Raw genomic sequence first — 14,934 nt, forward strand, 5'->3', positions numbered from 1 at the left:
TTATTTAAGTAAATCGTGGGCACTATAAAATTTCCCTAGTGTGATCGGGATCATCTGTTGTTTTTCCATTTTAAGCATAAAACTGATGCGATCAATGGTGTCCGTTTCAAGCGCCTCTTTTTTTTCGAAAAGAAAACTGGTTTCAACCGGACGTACATGAAAGCTATCGGTGCGCAAATTTTCTACCTTTCGCAATATGGCAGTATCTGCAAATTGGTAAGTAATATTCAAACTATCTGCAAGGATATTGATTCCTTCTGCTGTTCTGATCAGGTAGCGCCCCTTAGCAATATCTCTTTCCATGGTTCTGCGTAAGGTAAGTACCTCTTCTGCCGCAGCATTTCTTTTCTGAAAAGCCTGAAAATAATCTCCGATCATACCGTATGCAGTATAACAGATACTCATCACTATCGCAGCGAGCAGCATGGCAATAGCTATTTCCATTAGGGTATAGGCCTCAATTTTCTTTGCTTTCATTATTCATCTTTAAAAGAAACCTGATATTACCTGCCGGAGCCCCATGGTCATTTGCTTTGATCTCCAAAAGCTGCATAGCTGAAGCGGTCTGTTTAACTACACTGATCTCGTAATCGACACTGTCGATCTGGAGATGTTCCTGTTCAATACTTCCGTTTTCCATAACCTTCCTTCGGAGGGTTTCCATCTGTTGACCAATCTGCACTTTCCGCATGGATACACCGCCACTCAGCACATTGGAAAAAAGCCCCATAGCAATAGAAAAAACAACCATGATGATCACCATGGCAATGAGTACCTCGATCAATGTGGAGGCTTCAAGCTGCTTTCCTTTTAATTTTGCCATCTCAGTATATTTTGTTTTTCTGCCCCTCCAGTAAATATGGCTGAGCTGAGGTATACCCGGCTCCTTGCCTTTCGGTTCAGTGTTACATCAATCAGGAAATTCTCATAAAGTGTTGCGGGGGTTTTCATGATAAAGCGGTTGCAGGAAACCTTTCCTGCTACCTTTACCTTTTTATCGAGTTTTATCAGTCCTGTTGCATAAACTTCGCCCTGTACCGTGGTTTGCTCTCCCAGACCTACCAGGGTTTGCAAAGCCGATCTTTTAGGTTCGTAACTGAAAATAATGCCTTCAAAACGGTTGTTTTTTCCCAGCGTGATTTTTGCCTGATCGACCATTTTTTCTTTACTGACCAGCCCCAATACCGATGGATAGTTCAGGGTTACATCATTTCCGAGAACAATCGAGTCTCTGGCAAAAAGCTGGCAATTGCCTTTAAAGCCATCGGCCACTACAATGCTTTTGGCATAAATGATGGTATTATCAAGTTTTGCCGCTGCCGAGATCTTCACCGTAGTATCTGAGTACAGGATAACCTGCCCCGAAAGCTGGTTGGTAATCTGGCTCAGCCGCGAAACATTAAACTTTTTAACGCTGGCGAAAAAAGAAACCTGTTCATCAGCCCCATTCAAATTGGGAAGCTGCACGGGATCAAAATCGAGTTCACTTTCTATTTCCTTAATCCATGTGCTTTCCAATCCTTTTAATGTTCGTTTACTATCGCCAATTTTACCATAAACCAGCTGATCGCCCGAATATGGCCGACTATCTACATACGATTTGCGCATCCCCGCCTTGGGCACTTCTACGTTACCGGTAATTCGGGTATCGCCACTAACTGATAAAGGGCGGTCTTCATCGCTCAGGTAAACGGCTATGGTATCATTACTAGTTTCCTGGCCCATCAAAAAACTCCGTTTAAGGGTATCTGCCAATACGAAACTTTTTACGGTAGCAAGGGCAAAAATGCCCCAATGTTTTTTCTCAATCAACACACTATCAGTCTGGTCGCCGAAAAGATCTAAAGCGATGTTATTTTGCCTGTTATTAGTACTTTCTGCCAGTATATAGGCGATCCCCGAATCCATATTCCTGCTAAGCCGGGCCATCCGCATTTCTTTCAGGTAATTTCCACGATAATGCGCTGCCAGCATGATCAGCGATGCGCAGATCACGGCAATGATGAAAGCCACAATTATCGAGAAATATAAAGCGCCGGCTTTGAGCATATTTTTAGTTTATTGGTTCACTTGTCATTTGGTTCATTTGTTCATTGGTCAATAGTTAAGAGCTAAATCCATCTGAAGATTAATTCTTGATAATTGAAAACTGTTAACTGCATACTGTTAATTGGTCATTTGAAGAACTGAAAACTGCCAACTGTTTATTGTTTAACTTTCTTCTTCAGTTCATCGATTTCTTTTTGTTGGCTGATCATGTACAGCGTAAGCTCTTCTATCTTTTCGAGCAGTTTTTTATTCATTTTCCCGAGTTCGATACCGTTCTCTTCGGCTTCTTTTGCTGAAGGAAGACCAGGCAAGTGTTTATTAACCGAAATGTATTTTTCAAGTTCATCCGGACTAAGTGGGCGATAGTCTGTAGCGAAAACATAATCAGGCCAGCCCTCCATGTTTACCTTAATTTCCTTTGCTTTAATTGTTCCATTGACCGCAAGTTTCTCAGAAGGCGTTGAGGTACCAATACCTACATTTTTGGTTACAGCATTAATATGAAAAAGATAATCAGACTGTGTATTTCCAACCTGGTTAGAAATAGAAAAATCATTCCCAGTATTAGCATTATAACCAATTGCCCAGTTGCCATCATAATTATTAGTTAATGGATCTGCTCTTGAGATCCTCAGTCCACCCCATCCTGAAGGTTTTACCACCAAAACTCCCTCTGCCCACGCGGCATCTTTAGCTAAAACTTTTAAATTATCCTCCATCAAAGAGCCACCGGCAACATGTAAAAGGCTTTGTGGATTTTCGGTACCTAAACCAATGTTCCCATTGTCCAAAATCGTCAATCTGGATTGATACAAACTACCATTATAATTACCGATACTCAGTCGCCCCTGGTTCCCAGATGGCGCTTTGGGGAAATAAATACTATGTTCATATGAATGTCCGCCCATATCTGTTCCAAGACCCATCCAAGCATTAGGATCTTCACCCAAGCCATAAATCTGCAATCTTGGCGTCCCTGTATACCCTCCTCCAATCATGATAGCAGGAGCCGAAGACTCTTTTTGAACCTGTAGCCGAATAATGGGGGAACTTGTTCCAATACCTACATTTCCCGTTGGGGGGAAAGTATTTTGGGCAATACATATGGAGCTTAGGCATAACATGCCAGTAGCGAATAATATTTGCAATTTCATCATCAGTATGTGCTTATTTTTTTACTTTTCGTTCCATTTCGTCCATCCTTTTGAGGATACCTTCAATCGTTTTATCCTTTTCAATCAGGTGCAGGGTAAGTTCTTCTATTTTTTGGAGCAACAGTTTATTCATTTCGCCAAGTTCAATCCCATTTTTTGCCACTTCTTGTGCGCTTGGAATGCCCGGGAGATGTTTGTTTGCTTTGATGTAACTTTCCAACTCTTCTAACTTTCCAACCTTGTAACCCTCGTCAAAAACATAATCGGGCCAGTTGGTGGCTTCTACTTTAATTTCGCGGGCACGGATGTTGCCATTAACAGAAAGTTTTTCGTTGGGCGTAGTTGTACCGATACCGATATTTCCATTCCAGGCTACTCTCATTTTTTCTGTTTGGCCAGAATAAAAAGATAAAGCGGTTTTATTGCTGTGCAAATCCTCTGCTACACTGGCTATACCTGCCCATTTATCTTCTCCTAAGTAGCCCGAATAAAACTTTATCCCGTTAATATCACCAGGATTAAAAGCATTGGCCCTCAAACTTATTGGCCAACCGTTATTTGGGGTTTGTACCTCAAGCTTCGAAGTCGGGGTAAGGGTCCCCAAACCTAAATTCCCTCCCGATAACACCATAAAAGTTTGTCCCGCATCTCCCCACATCTGTGTTCCACTATAAGGATTTCGTTCCCACCAGGTCCGGGTATCTACCTGCGGCTGCAAAAAAGAAAGATCAACTGCAATACCATCATGCAATGAGGCTGAAAACCAGTTATTACCTGCTTGATTTCGGTACAACCATTGTTTATGATGCATCATGTTGCCCTCGGTACTACCTCCGATTGTAGAAATTTCGAATGCATCGCCCTTAGCAGTACCCAGTTGGGCCTTCGCACAATTAATAAAGCTGCCTAAAAAAGTTAATATCAATACTATATTCTTCATCTTGTTATTTTTTGGTTTTAAATAATGCTTCCAGCTTTGCAATTCTTTCCTCCTGCGATTGATTTTTTTCTTTTACCTGCTCAAGTTGTTTATTCTTTTCGATCAGATGCAAAGTCAGTTCTTCTATCTTTTGCTGTTGCATTTTAAGCATTTCACTTACCCCAATTCCATTGGCTTCTACATCTTTGGCCGATGGCATACCAGGCAAATGTTTATTCGCTTTGATATACCTTTCCAACTCTGCTAACTTTCCAACCTTGTAACCTTCGTCAAAAACATAATCTGGCCAGTTGGTGGCTTCTACTTTAATTTCGCGGGCACGGATGTTGCCATTTACGGAAAATTTTTCGCGTGGGGTATCCGTACCAATACCAATATTGCCATTGGCTTTAATTAACATTGCAGTTGCTGGACTGGCATCATTTACAGATACTTTAAATGCCAGTCCGGAAGCTTGCCCGAAACCTCCACTACCATCTTCGTATAAATAAATACCAGCATGGCCCGAGGTACCATTTACAGCCTGTGTACCTGAAATTAATGGATACTCGCTATTACTCCCGGCGCGTAAAGTTTTAATGAATACACTGCCATCCTGAAGATGTAACTTCGATTCGGGATTTAATGTACCTATTCCAACTTTGCCACTTCCGTCAATAATCATTCTTGCCTCTCCCCAGGTAAAAAGCTTAATTCCTGCAAAACCTGACATATACATATAGGGCGGGATGTTCATCGCCTCGCTATACCAACCTAAACCATAATGAGCCACCGGTTTTCCTAAATAGTTAAATGCATCGGCTGCTGTCATTGCTACTGCGGGACCATTTCCCCCTGCGTCAAAAGTTTGTGCTTTAGCTAATAAGCCTACGGAAAGCATTGCGATTAATACCAGCCTTTTCATTTATTTTTCTTTTTAATTGCGTTGATTTGATTCTCAAGTAATTTGATATGATCACCTTGTTGTAAGAGTTTTTTATTTTGGATGCTCATCGACTTATTCTGCTCAATCAGGTATAAGGTAAGTTCTTCTATTTTTTTCTGTTGGAGTTTGAGCATTTCACTTACGGCAACCCCATCTGTTTCTACCTCTTTTGCAGTAGGCATTTCGGGTAGATGTTTGTTTGCCTTGATATAACTTTCCAACCCTTCCAATGTTTCAGCCTTGTAACTTTCCTCAAAAACATAATCAGGCCAGTTGGTCGCTTCTACTTTAATTTCGTGCGCTCTGATTTTACCATTTACCGATAGTTTTTCGCGGGGAGTTGTAGTACCTATGCCCACATCGCCATTACCAGAAATGGTTAATTCAGTTGAATAAAGACCTGGAAGGCTTGATGGTATAAGCTGAACATAATCAACATACACGTCGGTTGCGCCGGGCTGAAAATTCATTCCCCGCAACTCAAGGTTAGTAATTCCGTGTGGAATGGATACGGGGATGGTAATCAGCTGCCATTCGTTATTCGCTCTGAACATATTTGGCTTGATCCATAAGGCTCCATGTGTTATATAACCATACTGACTTACAATATCGAGCAGAAAAAGGTTAGCTGTTGAACTATTTGACGCTACTTTTATCCTCGCCTGGAAAAGATAATTACCCGCAGTAACGGTTACATAAGGGCCTGCCCAAATGGTTCCACCGGTAGCGCCAGCAGGTCTGAACATACAAGTCCCGCCGTTCGCACTTCCATCATTAACCATCGTAGTGCCTTCAATAACATTAAGTCCATTACTTTCATCGTAGAAAAGGGTTGATACGCTACCCTGGGAAAAGCAGTTGCCAAAAACCAAGGCAAATGTTAAGGTTAGAAGTAATTGTTTCATTTATTAATTATTTTTCTTTTTATTTTCCAAAATATCTACTCTATTGATCAGTGAGTTGATCTGTTTATCTTTTTCGATCAAGTGTATGGTGAGCTCTTCTATCTTCTTTAACAGCAGTTTATTCATTGCTCCTAATTCTACTCCGTTTGATTCAGCTTCTTTAGTTGTGGGTATTTCGGGCAAGTGCCTGTTCGCCTTAATATAACTTTCCAACTCTTCCAACTTTCCAACCTTATAACCTTCCTCAAAAACATAATCGGGCCAGTTAGTTGCTTCAACTTTGATTTCCCGAGCACGAATCTTACCATTTACCGCTAATCTTTCACTTGGCGTAACGGTGCCCATGCCGATATTACCATTGTTTACCACTAACCAGTCGTTCATGAAGCTGAGCTCCGGACGACCGGAGAAAGAAGGTGAAAACTTAATCACCTGCTCTTCCTGGTCTCCGCCATTCGTTCCCACAATATCCAGATCTATGGCATTACCTCTATCGGTAGTTTTAAACTTCCAGCGATAAATATTCTCGTAATTAGCCGATAGGATGAGGTTTGTTGCGGAAGGAGAGTTACCGTAGATGTGGAGTTCGTTATTGTTAAAAGAATTGGTATTGATACCTATTCCTGGCACACTGAATGCACCAGATGAGATTAACCTGCTCCCAAAAATAGCAAACCTTAAAGAAAAATCCTCTGTACCATTATCACTCTCGTGGAAATCGATATATTTCCCCAATTCTGACACACCATCACCACCTATATATATCGACTTATTCCAATTCTGCGCGTCTGCATTTGTAAAAGCTAAACATAAAACCAGTACAGCTATAATTTTATCTATTCTGTTTTTCATCTTTTTTTAATTTTAATTCAATTTCATTTAAATGTTTCTGCTGCTGTTTTAGTAAGGTTTTTAGTTCATCCATCTCTTTTTCCTGCACAACAGTTTTATTGTGTTCTTCAATCAGATGAAGTGTGAGTTCTTCAACCTTTTGCAGCAGTTTGATATTCAGTTCTCCAAGATTTACGCCGTTATCGACCATTTGTTTAGCAGTTGGAATTTCGGGCAGGTGTTTATTGGTTTTTACAAATTTTTCCAGTTCAGTTAAATCGGTGAGTTTGTAATCAGCTTCGAATACAAAATCCGCCCCTGCATTAGTAGAAACTTTAATTTCCCGCGCACCAATTTTACCAGCTACAGTGAGCATATCTGTTGGGTTGGTTGTACCAATACCTACTTTACTGCCTGTAGGATTAATAATCAGGTCGCCACCCCACTGAGTTAAATTATAATTATGCGTACCAATTATAGTTTTTCCACCAAAGCCACTCCCGATCACCATTCTATCTGACAAATTATCTGATCCTCCAAAATCTGCAGCTATCCAGCCCACTTGTAAAGCAGCATCTTGCCCGGTATTAAAGGAATTAATTGAATTACGGCTATTACTACTAAATACGGCATTTCCTAATCTCAAGCGGTCTAAATGAGTATTTCCATTTACATTAAAAAGTTCAGTAGGATAAAAAGTTCCAATCCCAACCTTGCCCCCTTGTGGATTGATATAGGTATTACCTTGATTGTAATGGTTGATGTAGGTTGCAAAACCAACTTTTGAATCGAGATGCAGATTCCCATTCGTTACAGCCACAAAAGCATGATTGGTTGCTTGCCCGTTTCCGCCGATCTGCAAATATTCAGACCAAGTAGAGTTGGGACCATAAAGATGATATTGATCTCCAGTGATGTTTATGGCTTGTCCGTTTGCTGATAAAACAGCAAAAGAAAAGAATAAAGCAGTAAATAAGGTATGTTTAATTTTCATTTTTCTTTAATTTTTGGTTCTCGGCCTCTAGCTTTTCCATCCGCTTATTCAGCTCAATGACATGCAATGTGAGTTCTTCTAGATTTTTCAACAGCTTTTTGTTCATTTCTCCCAATACCAGACCTTCTTTTTCAATTAATTTAGCAGAAGGGATTTCAGGTAAGTGTTTGTTTTCTTTAATATAACTTTCCAAACCTTCCAACGTTTCAACCTTATAACCTTCTTCAAAAACATAATCTGGCCAGTTGGTGGCTTCTACTTTAATTTCTTTAGCCCGTATTTTGCCGTTTACAGACAATCTTTCAGTAGGATTAGTTGTACCAATACCTACATTGCCATAAGCATCAATTCTTAATTTTTCCTCATTCGCATTAGTGCTGAAACTAATAAATCCTCCTGTAATATCTCCACCTCTATGGAAATTGATAGAACTGTTGGTTTGACCGTAGAAGTTATGCACAATGGAAAAGCTTTTCCCTCCTAAGGCATTGGTATTATGTCCCTGCGTGCCCAAAAAAGTTCCGTTTCCAACATCGTCACCCTCAGGTAATCTTCCTAATACCGCGCCTAATGCTCCATAGGGAATTGGCTTGGTAATGTCGAAAACAGCACGTGGAGCAGAATGCCCAATACTTACATTTGCTGCTTCAATAAATAAGTTATCAAAGCCGGTTGTTATATCATAAGCACCAATCCTTGCATAGCCAAGGTTCCCACCAGCAAAAGCATATTTGTTTGGATTTGCTACTGATCTGAATTGGATTTCCTTATTTGTTTCTGTTCCCCTATCGGTAACTGACTGTAAAGTTTCCTGAGCAAAGCTATTTATGCATAAAACAGCAAAACATAATGTTGCTAGTGTTTTCATATTAATCTTTAAGAGTGTTTTTAGATTCCTCAATCGTTTTTAACTGTTTCGCAAAAGCCTTAAGCATTTCTGCTTGCGATTTTAACTGTTCTGTTAGCTGTGTAATATTTTTATCTTTCTCTATTAGGTGCAGGGTGAGTTCTTCAACCTTTTGCAACAGTTTAATATTCAATTCTCCCAGATTTACGCCGTTATCGACCATTTGTTTAGCAGTTGGAATTTCGGGCAGGTGTTTATTGGTTTTTACAAATTTTTCCAGTTCATTTAAATCGGTGAGTTTGTAATCAGATTCGAATACAAAATCCGCCCCTGCATTAGTAGAAACTTTAATTTCCCGCGCACCAATTTTACCAGCTACAGTGAGCATATCTGTTGGGTTGGTTGTACCAATACCTACATTCCCCAAAGCTGTTCCATCGGTTTTGGTAGCCAATATCGTACTGCCATTCAACGATTTGATCACATCCAGATCGCCTCCATCGGCATTATTACCAACTCCGTTACCATACTGGTAAACACTCCTTAACGCCCAGTTCTTTGCCCCTGTGATGCCAGAATATCCCAGAGAAACTATATTTACTACATTTTTTGAGGGGAAAGTTCCTTGATCTAGGATAAGCTTTAAATTACCGTTTACAACAAGTTTTTCGTTTGCTTCACTTGTTCCTATTCCAACATTACCATTTTGCAGGAAACTAAAAACATAAGGATTATTTGTGTCAGAAAAATTCCCTGTATGCCCTCCAAAACCATTATCCATCGCCAATAACTTAAATACCCCATTGCTCGTTCCCATTTTAAAGGATGAAATATTCGGTTGATGAAAGGTAATAACTGGTTGGTTTGCTCTAATTTCGAGCAACTCTGCAGGTGTATTTGTTCCGATCCCAAAGTTCCCCATCATATAACTTGTTCCTCCTATTTCTGATGAGATTGAAGCATTTGGCGTTTGAGGAGTAGCCCATACAGAAAAATTAAAAGAATTCCCCGTGTTACTAATGCGAGAGGCACTCAAATTAGACCACCACATGATGCTACTGTCGTGCCTTGTTCCTCCAGCAGCATCACTGCCGATCACCACATCGGCCGCATAGGGGTTGGAGGCATTTATCACATTGTTTCCTGTGGTTACAACCTGTGGCTGAGCCATGACGATGCTTGCTGAACACAGCAATAGAGAGAGTAAGAAAAATTTCATTTGTTTGGTTTGGATTAAAGTTTTAAAAGAGCAGTATTTTTATTTTTTGTTTTTTAGCTGTTTGATATAAGCATCCTGAGCCTCTACTTTTTTACCTAACTCAATGAGATGCAGCGTTAATTCTTCTATTTTTTTCTGTTGGAGCTTCAGCATTTCACTCACTGCAATCCCATTTGTTTCCACCTCTTTTGCTGTAGGCATTTCTGGCAGATGTTTGTTGGTTTTGATATAACTTTCCAACCCTTTTAATGTTTCAACCTTATAACCATCTTCAAAAACATAATCGGGCCAGTTAGTAGCTTCTACTTTAATTTCTTTAGCACGGATTTTGCCATTTACGGAGAGTTTTTCAGAAGGAAGGTCTGTACCTATACCTACGTTTCCATCAATCACGTTCAGGTTGCCGACGTAGGTATGACTATTGTCTCTGATGGTATTATAAATAGTAACGATACCTCCGTTATCGTTTAAGTTATCATCACTTATCGAACCCAGTTCTAAAGATCCCGTCAAAAAATTACTGACTTTAAAAACGCCTACATCAGCTCCAATTGCTGCCTTTACCCATATTTGGCTCTCTCCTCCAAAATTTAACAATGCAAACTGTGGTTGCAGCCAATTTCCATAACCCATACTATGGTGTTCTTGAATAGAAAAGTTCTGTGCATTGATAAACTGAATCCTCCCTGAAACTAAAGAGGGTGTATGTGCGGTAGCATGTTTATAGACATATTCAAATTCGCTATGCATACCACCTACTTTAGCTACCAGATACCATTTACCATCAGCAGGTAAACTGAACTGTTGAGCAGATAAGCTTATCACACTACTAAAAAAAAACGTAATTAATATGTATAAATGCCTCATTTGATTCTTTTTTTAAGTTTAGATATTTCTTTTTTTTGTCTTACTAAAATTTTTGCCTGCTCTTTCATTCTGTGCTCATGTTCGATGAGGAATAAAGTAAGTTCCTCTATCTTCTTTTGTTGCATTTTCACAATTTCACCAAGTGCTATTCCTTTATCCTCAATTTCTTTAGCGCCTGGCATATCAGGAAGGTGTTTGTTGATTTTGATATAACTTTCCAACGCTTCCAATGTTCCAACCTTGTAACCTTCCTCAAAAACATAATCGGGCCAGTTAGTCGCTTCCACCTTGATTTCTTTAGCTCTAATATTACCGTTTACAGATAGTTTTTCCCGGGGAGTGATAGTTCCAATACCCACATTGCCCATATAAAAAGAATTACTCGAAACTAAAAGTTCTTCTGTTAGATCTAAAGCAGCCAGATTAGATGGCGGATCTAATTTAGCAAGTGATGGCTGCCAGGTACCAGCAATTGTACTAAGCGATAATACAGCTGCCTGCCCTGTAAAGCTTGGCATTATTGCATAAAATTCCCAGGTAGATTCGTCTATCTGAATCACACGGATTGCTGCAAGAATTTTAGTTCTGCCTGTATTATAAAAACTACCAGCAGCAAAAAAACCATTTGCTTCCGAAACAGCATTGCTGGTTCTAAAATGGATATGGCATTCACCATTTTGATTTAATGATGCATTGTAGCCGCCTCCGGAAGTAATCTGAATAGAAACATCTGCTCCCTGCTGAGGTAATGTTAATGTTCCTAAACGGAACCAACCAAAATTATTACCGGTATTACCAAGATTGATCTGTTGTGCATGCACACCAAGAGCCACACTAAAAACAATCAATAAAAAGTATATTTTTTTCATTTTACCTAATTTTCCTCAAGAATAATAAGTTTTCCAACCTTTATTTTTTTTCTTTCATTAAGAGTTGCAGCTGCTGCTTTAATTCAAGAAAGTTTTTTTGTAGGAATTCAATCTGAACTTGTTGATCTTTGGCTAAAGATGCTCCTTTTTCGATAGCTTTGTCTTTTTCAATTAAATGAAGGGTAAGTTCTTCAATTTTCTGCTGCTGTAGTTTCAACATTTCACTCACCGCAATCCCATTCGCTTCTACTTCTCTGGCACTAGGCATTCCAGGCAAGTGTTTATTAGCCTTGATATAACCTTCCAACTCTTCTAACGTTCCAACCTTGTAACCTTCCTCAAAAACATAATCAGGCCAGTTGGTCGCTTCTACTTTGATTTCGCGGGCGCGGATGTTGCCATTTACCGAGAGTTTCTCTCTAGGGCTTAACGTCCCCATCCCAACATTCCCAACTCCATCAATCACAATATCATCGCCATAAAACCACTGTTGACCATTCCCGTACTTATCAAACATTCTACGTGTTCCCAAAATCATTTTACCGGTAGCATTACCATTACCGCCGTTCCCTGCAACTGTGATAATCCTTCCCTGCCCCCAAGGATTATCACCTGCAGTGTTAGCAGGGATTACAAACTCGAGTGAGGAACCTTTATCTTCAAATCGCCCTCCCGTTTGGGCCTCAACAATAAGATTACTATTAGTGTTATAATTATTGCCATCATTAAGATTTGCTCCAGAACTTAAAACACGAACTTTTGAAAGATTATTCAATTGTGCTTGTACCCAATCTTGTGATGCTACCGTATGCCAGTTACCCCAAGTGCTTTGATATTGCTGACGATAGTATAAGCCATCAGTAAAATAACCGAGTCCGATTTGCCCTATCCAGTTATTGTCATGATCATGCTGCATTTCAATAATATGATACCAATCAGAAGATGTAGGGGCATTCGTTTGGGTTTGGGCGTTAAATATATACATCCCCGGCATGCCCGTTCCTCCCCAGTTTTGATTGATATTTAAATCACCTGTGTATTGATTGGCATTCGTTTTAACACCATTGGCTGTTGTTAATGGCTCCTGCGCAATTACCCCTTCAGACAATCCAAGGGCGGCAATCACTAAAAATATTTTCTTTTTCATCATTTTCTTAGTTTCTATAAGTTATCTGCTTTTGTTGCTTTTCCTTTCTAGCTTTAGCAAGCGTTCTTCATAGCTTTTATTCATTGTTCTCTGTTCAGCAAGTTGTTTTTCTTTTTCAATGAGGTGTAAAGTAAGCTCTTCAACCTTTTGCAGCAACTTAATATTCAATTCCCCAAGGTTTACGCCGTTTTCGATCATTTGTTTGGCGGTAGGGATTTCGGGCAGATGTTTGTTGGTTTTTACAAATTGCTCTAATTCAGTTAAATCAGTAAGTTTATAAGTGGGTTCAAATACAAAATCGGCACCTGCAGTGGCAGAAACCTTAATTTCGCGGGCACCAATATTTCCTGCCACGGTAAGCTTATCTTGTGGGTTGGTAGTGCCTATGCCCACATTTCCATTGGCCAATGCTTTTATCGCAATTGATGCTCCTTTTTCTGGATCCGTTAAAGGTCCGACATAAAGTTCCCATTCGTTTGTCATCGGTAAAAACTTGTTCACGGTTAAATCATTGCCCGTTGCACTTAATGGCGTAAAAGAGTCATTAAAGTTGATCGATCTTATCTTGATATACACTATAAGCGGAACCTCTGGCACTCCAAAAGTATTTATTGCCCGAATCCTGAACTTGGGACTGCCATATTGTGGATTACAATCAACGGTAAAATTTTGTTGCTGATCTACATATTTGTTCCTGTTTGAACATCCGGTTTCTCTCCAGGCATTGGGATTGACGTGAGAAATAGCTGCAATGTGGGTAGCAGCTGCAGCAATGTTTCCCCTGGTGTAGGTTATTGAGATTTCATAAAAACCTGAAGCGCCAGCTGAAATTGGCTGCACCCCCACAAACTCGATATAATCGCCAACGGAAAAACCTGCAGGAAAGGTGACGTTGGTTTCATAACCATCAGCTACCAAATGGCGAACTGAATTTTTATTTATTTTTTCGATAGCCTGAACGCCGTTTAAAAAAAACACCATTAGGATTAAGATTAAGCGATAATTTTTCATCTTCTTTTAGATTTGGTTTTTAGGCTTTGCTGACTGATTATTTTTTCCTCTAGTGCTTTAATTGTTTTTTGTTGTGCAATTAAATGAAGCGTAAGTTCTTCTTGATTTTTAAGGAGTTTTTTTACTAAATCGCCCAGTTCTACTCCATTGCTTTCGACTTCAGTAGCACTAGGCATTTCAGGAAGATGTTTGTTGGTTTTAATATACTTTTCCAGTTCTCCAAGTGAAGCGATCTGATATTTTTTTTCAAAAACATAATCGGGCCAGTTGGTAGCTTCTACTTTGATTTCTTTAGCACGGATGTTACCGTTTACAGCTAACTTTTCTGCAGGGCTCGTTGTACCAATACCAACATTACCATTATTTGAAATGGTTAATCTGGTAGCTGCTCCAGTTATAATCGAAAAAGGATGATTGCTATAAGTGCCTGTTATTCCCCCTGCTGGTGCGCCATAATAACCTAAATTATGAGACCAAATGCCGCTGATCACATTATTGGTTTCGACTGTTACTTTAGCATGCGCATTAGCTTTAACCCCAAAAAATTTTTCCCACCCATCATGATTTACCGGGGCACCAGTTCCTAAATATGCTGATCCATTAGTTTCCATTAAAACCCGTGACCATTGCTGGCTAGGACTGCCGTTCGTCTTCCTGAAATAAAGCTCCTGATCAAAAAAACCACCTGCAAATTGCATCGCGTAGTTATTGTTATTGTTGCTGTGGCGAACATCTAACAAGTGCCACCAGCTACTGGCTCCTACGGGATAGTTTACCGGATTAACAGTTTCAAAAAAGCCGGATACGGCACCGGCATCGCCTTGCAAACCGGCATTATCTCTTGTTTGCGCATTTACCATTAATGAGCTAATGCTGAATAAAGCGAGGGCTGTTAATTTGATGGTGTTTTTCATTATTTTATTTTCTTTAAAATTTCCTGTATAGTTTTTTCCTGTTGAGCGAGTTTACTTTCTAACTGAATGACTTTATTTTCTTGATTTCGAAGCTGTTTTTCTTTTTCGATGAGGTGTAAAGTGAGTTCTTCAACTTTTTGCAACAGTTTAATATTCAGCTCACCGAGGTTTACGCCGTTTTCTTACCAAAATATGGACTGCTACCGGGATTAATACTTACGCCTATGGAAGCCGATCTTATAGGTGAATAAAACGAGGGCAG

At 39.7% G+C, this 14,934-nt stretch carries 17 protein-coding genes; all 17 read right to left on the reverse strand.

The window, feature by feature from the left end:
• The 17 genes from FHT21_RS11405 to FHT21_RS11485 all read right to left on the reverse strand — a co-directional run bounded on the left by FHT21_RS11405 (nt 1) and on the right by FHT21_RS11485 (nt 14,815).
• Nucleotides 1-477 (reverse strand): hypothetical protein, encoded by a 477-nt coding sequence (locus FHT21_RS11405; protein WP_167294786.1) that lies wholly within the window; start codon nt 475-477, stop codon nt 1-3.
• Entirely contained in the window at nt 458-823 is a 366-nt protein-coding gene (locus FHT21_RS11410; protein WP_167294787.1) for a hypothetical protein, read from the reverse strand. The genes FHT21_RS11405 and FHT21_RS11410 overlap by 20 nt, the downstream gene beginning before the upstream one ends.
• Nucleotides 811-2,049, reverse strand: a complete 1,239-nt coding sequence (locus tag FHT21_RS11415) for a hypothetical protein (protein WP_167294788.1) — start codon at nt 2,047-2,049, stop codon at nt 811-813. Before FHT21_RS11415 ends, FHT21_RS11410 begins: the two co-directional genes overlap by 13 nt.
• Before the next feature lie 155 nt (nt 2,050-2,204).
• Nucleotides 2,205-3,206, reverse strand: coding sequence for a hypothetical protein (locus FHT21_RS11420; protein WP_167294789.1), 1,002 nt, complete (start codon nt 3,204-3,206; stop codon nt 2,205-2,207).
• A 10-nt stretch (nt 3,207-3,216) separates the two neighbouring features.
• A complete protein-coding gene (locus FHT21_RS11425) occupies nt 3,217-4,143 on the reverse strand; it encodes a tail fiber protein (protein WP_167294790.1) in 927 nt (308 codons plus the stop codon).
• 4 nt (nt 4,144-4,147) lie between these two features.
• Nucleotides 4,148-5,047: a hypothetical protein gene (locus tag FHT21_RS11430; protein ID WP_167294791.1), complete on the reverse strand. Its 900-nt coding sequence runs from the start codon at nt 5,045-5,047 to the stop codon at nt 4,148-4,150.
• Nucleotides 5,044-5,973: a hypothetical protein gene (locus FHT21_RS11435; protein WP_167294792.1), complete on the reverse strand. Its 930-nt coding sequence runs from the start codon at nt 5,971-5,973 to the stop codon at nt 5,044-5,046. Before FHT21_RS11435 ends, FHT21_RS11430 begins: the two co-directional genes overlap by 4 nt.
• A 3-nt stretch (nt 5,974-5,976) precedes the next feature.
• Nucleotides 5,977-6,825 carry a hypothetical protein gene (locus tag FHT21_RS11440; protein ID WP_167294793.1) on the reverse strand — a complete coding sequence of 283 codons (849 nt, stop codon included), beginning with the start codon at nt 6,823-6,825 and terminating at the stop codon, nt 5,977-5,979.
• The gene (locus tag FHT21_RS11445) at nt 6,806-7,798 is read right to left on the reverse strand and encodes a hypothetical protein (protein ID WP_167294794.1); all 993 of its coding nucleotides are present in this window, start codon (nt 7,796-7,798) and stop codon (nt 6,806-6,808) included. Before FHT21_RS11445 ends, FHT21_RS11440 begins: the two co-directional genes overlap by 20 nt.
• Nucleotides 7,788-8,666 carry a hypothetical protein gene (locus FHT21_RS11450; protein ID WP_167294795.1) on the reverse strand — a complete coding sequence of 293 codons (879 nt, stop codon included), beginning with the start codon at nt 8,664-8,666 and terminating at the stop codon, nt 7,788-7,790. Before FHT21_RS11450 ends, FHT21_RS11445 begins: the two co-directional genes overlap by 11 nt.
• A 1-nt stretch (nt 8,667) precedes the next feature.
• Nucleotides 8,668-9,864: a hypothetical protein gene (locus FHT21_RS11455; protein ID WP_167294796.1), complete on the reverse strand. Its 1,197-nt coding sequence runs from the start codon at nt 9,862-9,864 to the stop codon at nt 8,668-8,670.
• A 39-nt stretch (nt 9,865-9,903) separates the two neighbouring features.
• Nucleotides 9,904-10,731: a hypothetical protein gene (locus FHT21_RS11460; RefSeq protein ID WP_167294797.1), complete on the reverse strand. Its 828-nt coding sequence runs from the start codon at nt 10,729-10,731 to the stop codon at nt 9,904-9,906.
• Entirely contained in the window at nt 10,728-11,600 is an 873-nt protein-coding gene (locus tag FHT21_RS11465; protein ID WP_167294798.1) for a hypothetical protein, read from the reverse strand. Before FHT21_RS11465 ends, FHT21_RS11460 begins: the two co-directional genes overlap by 4 nt.
• A gap of 40 nt (nt 11,601-11,640) precedes the next feature.
• Entirely contained in the window at nt 11,641-12,750 is a 1,110-nt protein-coding gene (locus FHT21_RS11470) for a pyocin knob domain-containing protein (protein ID WP_167294799.1), read from the reverse strand.
• Nucleotides 12,751-12,768: 18 nt separating this feature from the next.
• Complete coding sequence (locus FHT21_RS11475; protein WP_167294800.1) at nt 12,769-13,758, reverse strand: hypothetical protein; 990 nt, start codon at nt 13,756-13,758, stop codon at nt 12,769-12,771.
• A complete protein-coding gene (locus FHT21_RS11480; protein WP_167294801.1) occupies nt 13,755-14,672 on the reverse strand; it encodes a hypothetical protein in 918 nt (305 codons plus the stop codon). Before FHT21_RS11480 ends, FHT21_RS11475 begins: the two co-directional genes overlap by 4 nt.
• Nucleotides 14,672-14,815, reverse strand: coding sequence for a hypothetical protein (locus FHT21_RS11485; RefSeq protein ID WP_167294802.1), 144 nt, complete (start codon nt 14,813-14,815; stop codon nt 14,672-14,674). The genes FHT21_RS11480 and FHT21_RS11485 overlap by 1 nt, the downstream gene beginning before the upstream one ends.
• Between the last annotated feature and the right edge of the window lie 119 nt (nt 14,816-14,934).

The sequence above is a fragment of the Pedobacter sp. SG908 genome, assembly GCF_011759615.1.
GTDB classification, from domain to species: domain Bacteria; phylum Bacteroidota; class Bacteroidia; order Sphingobacteriales; family Sphingobacteriaceae; genus Pedobacter; species Pedobacter riviphilus.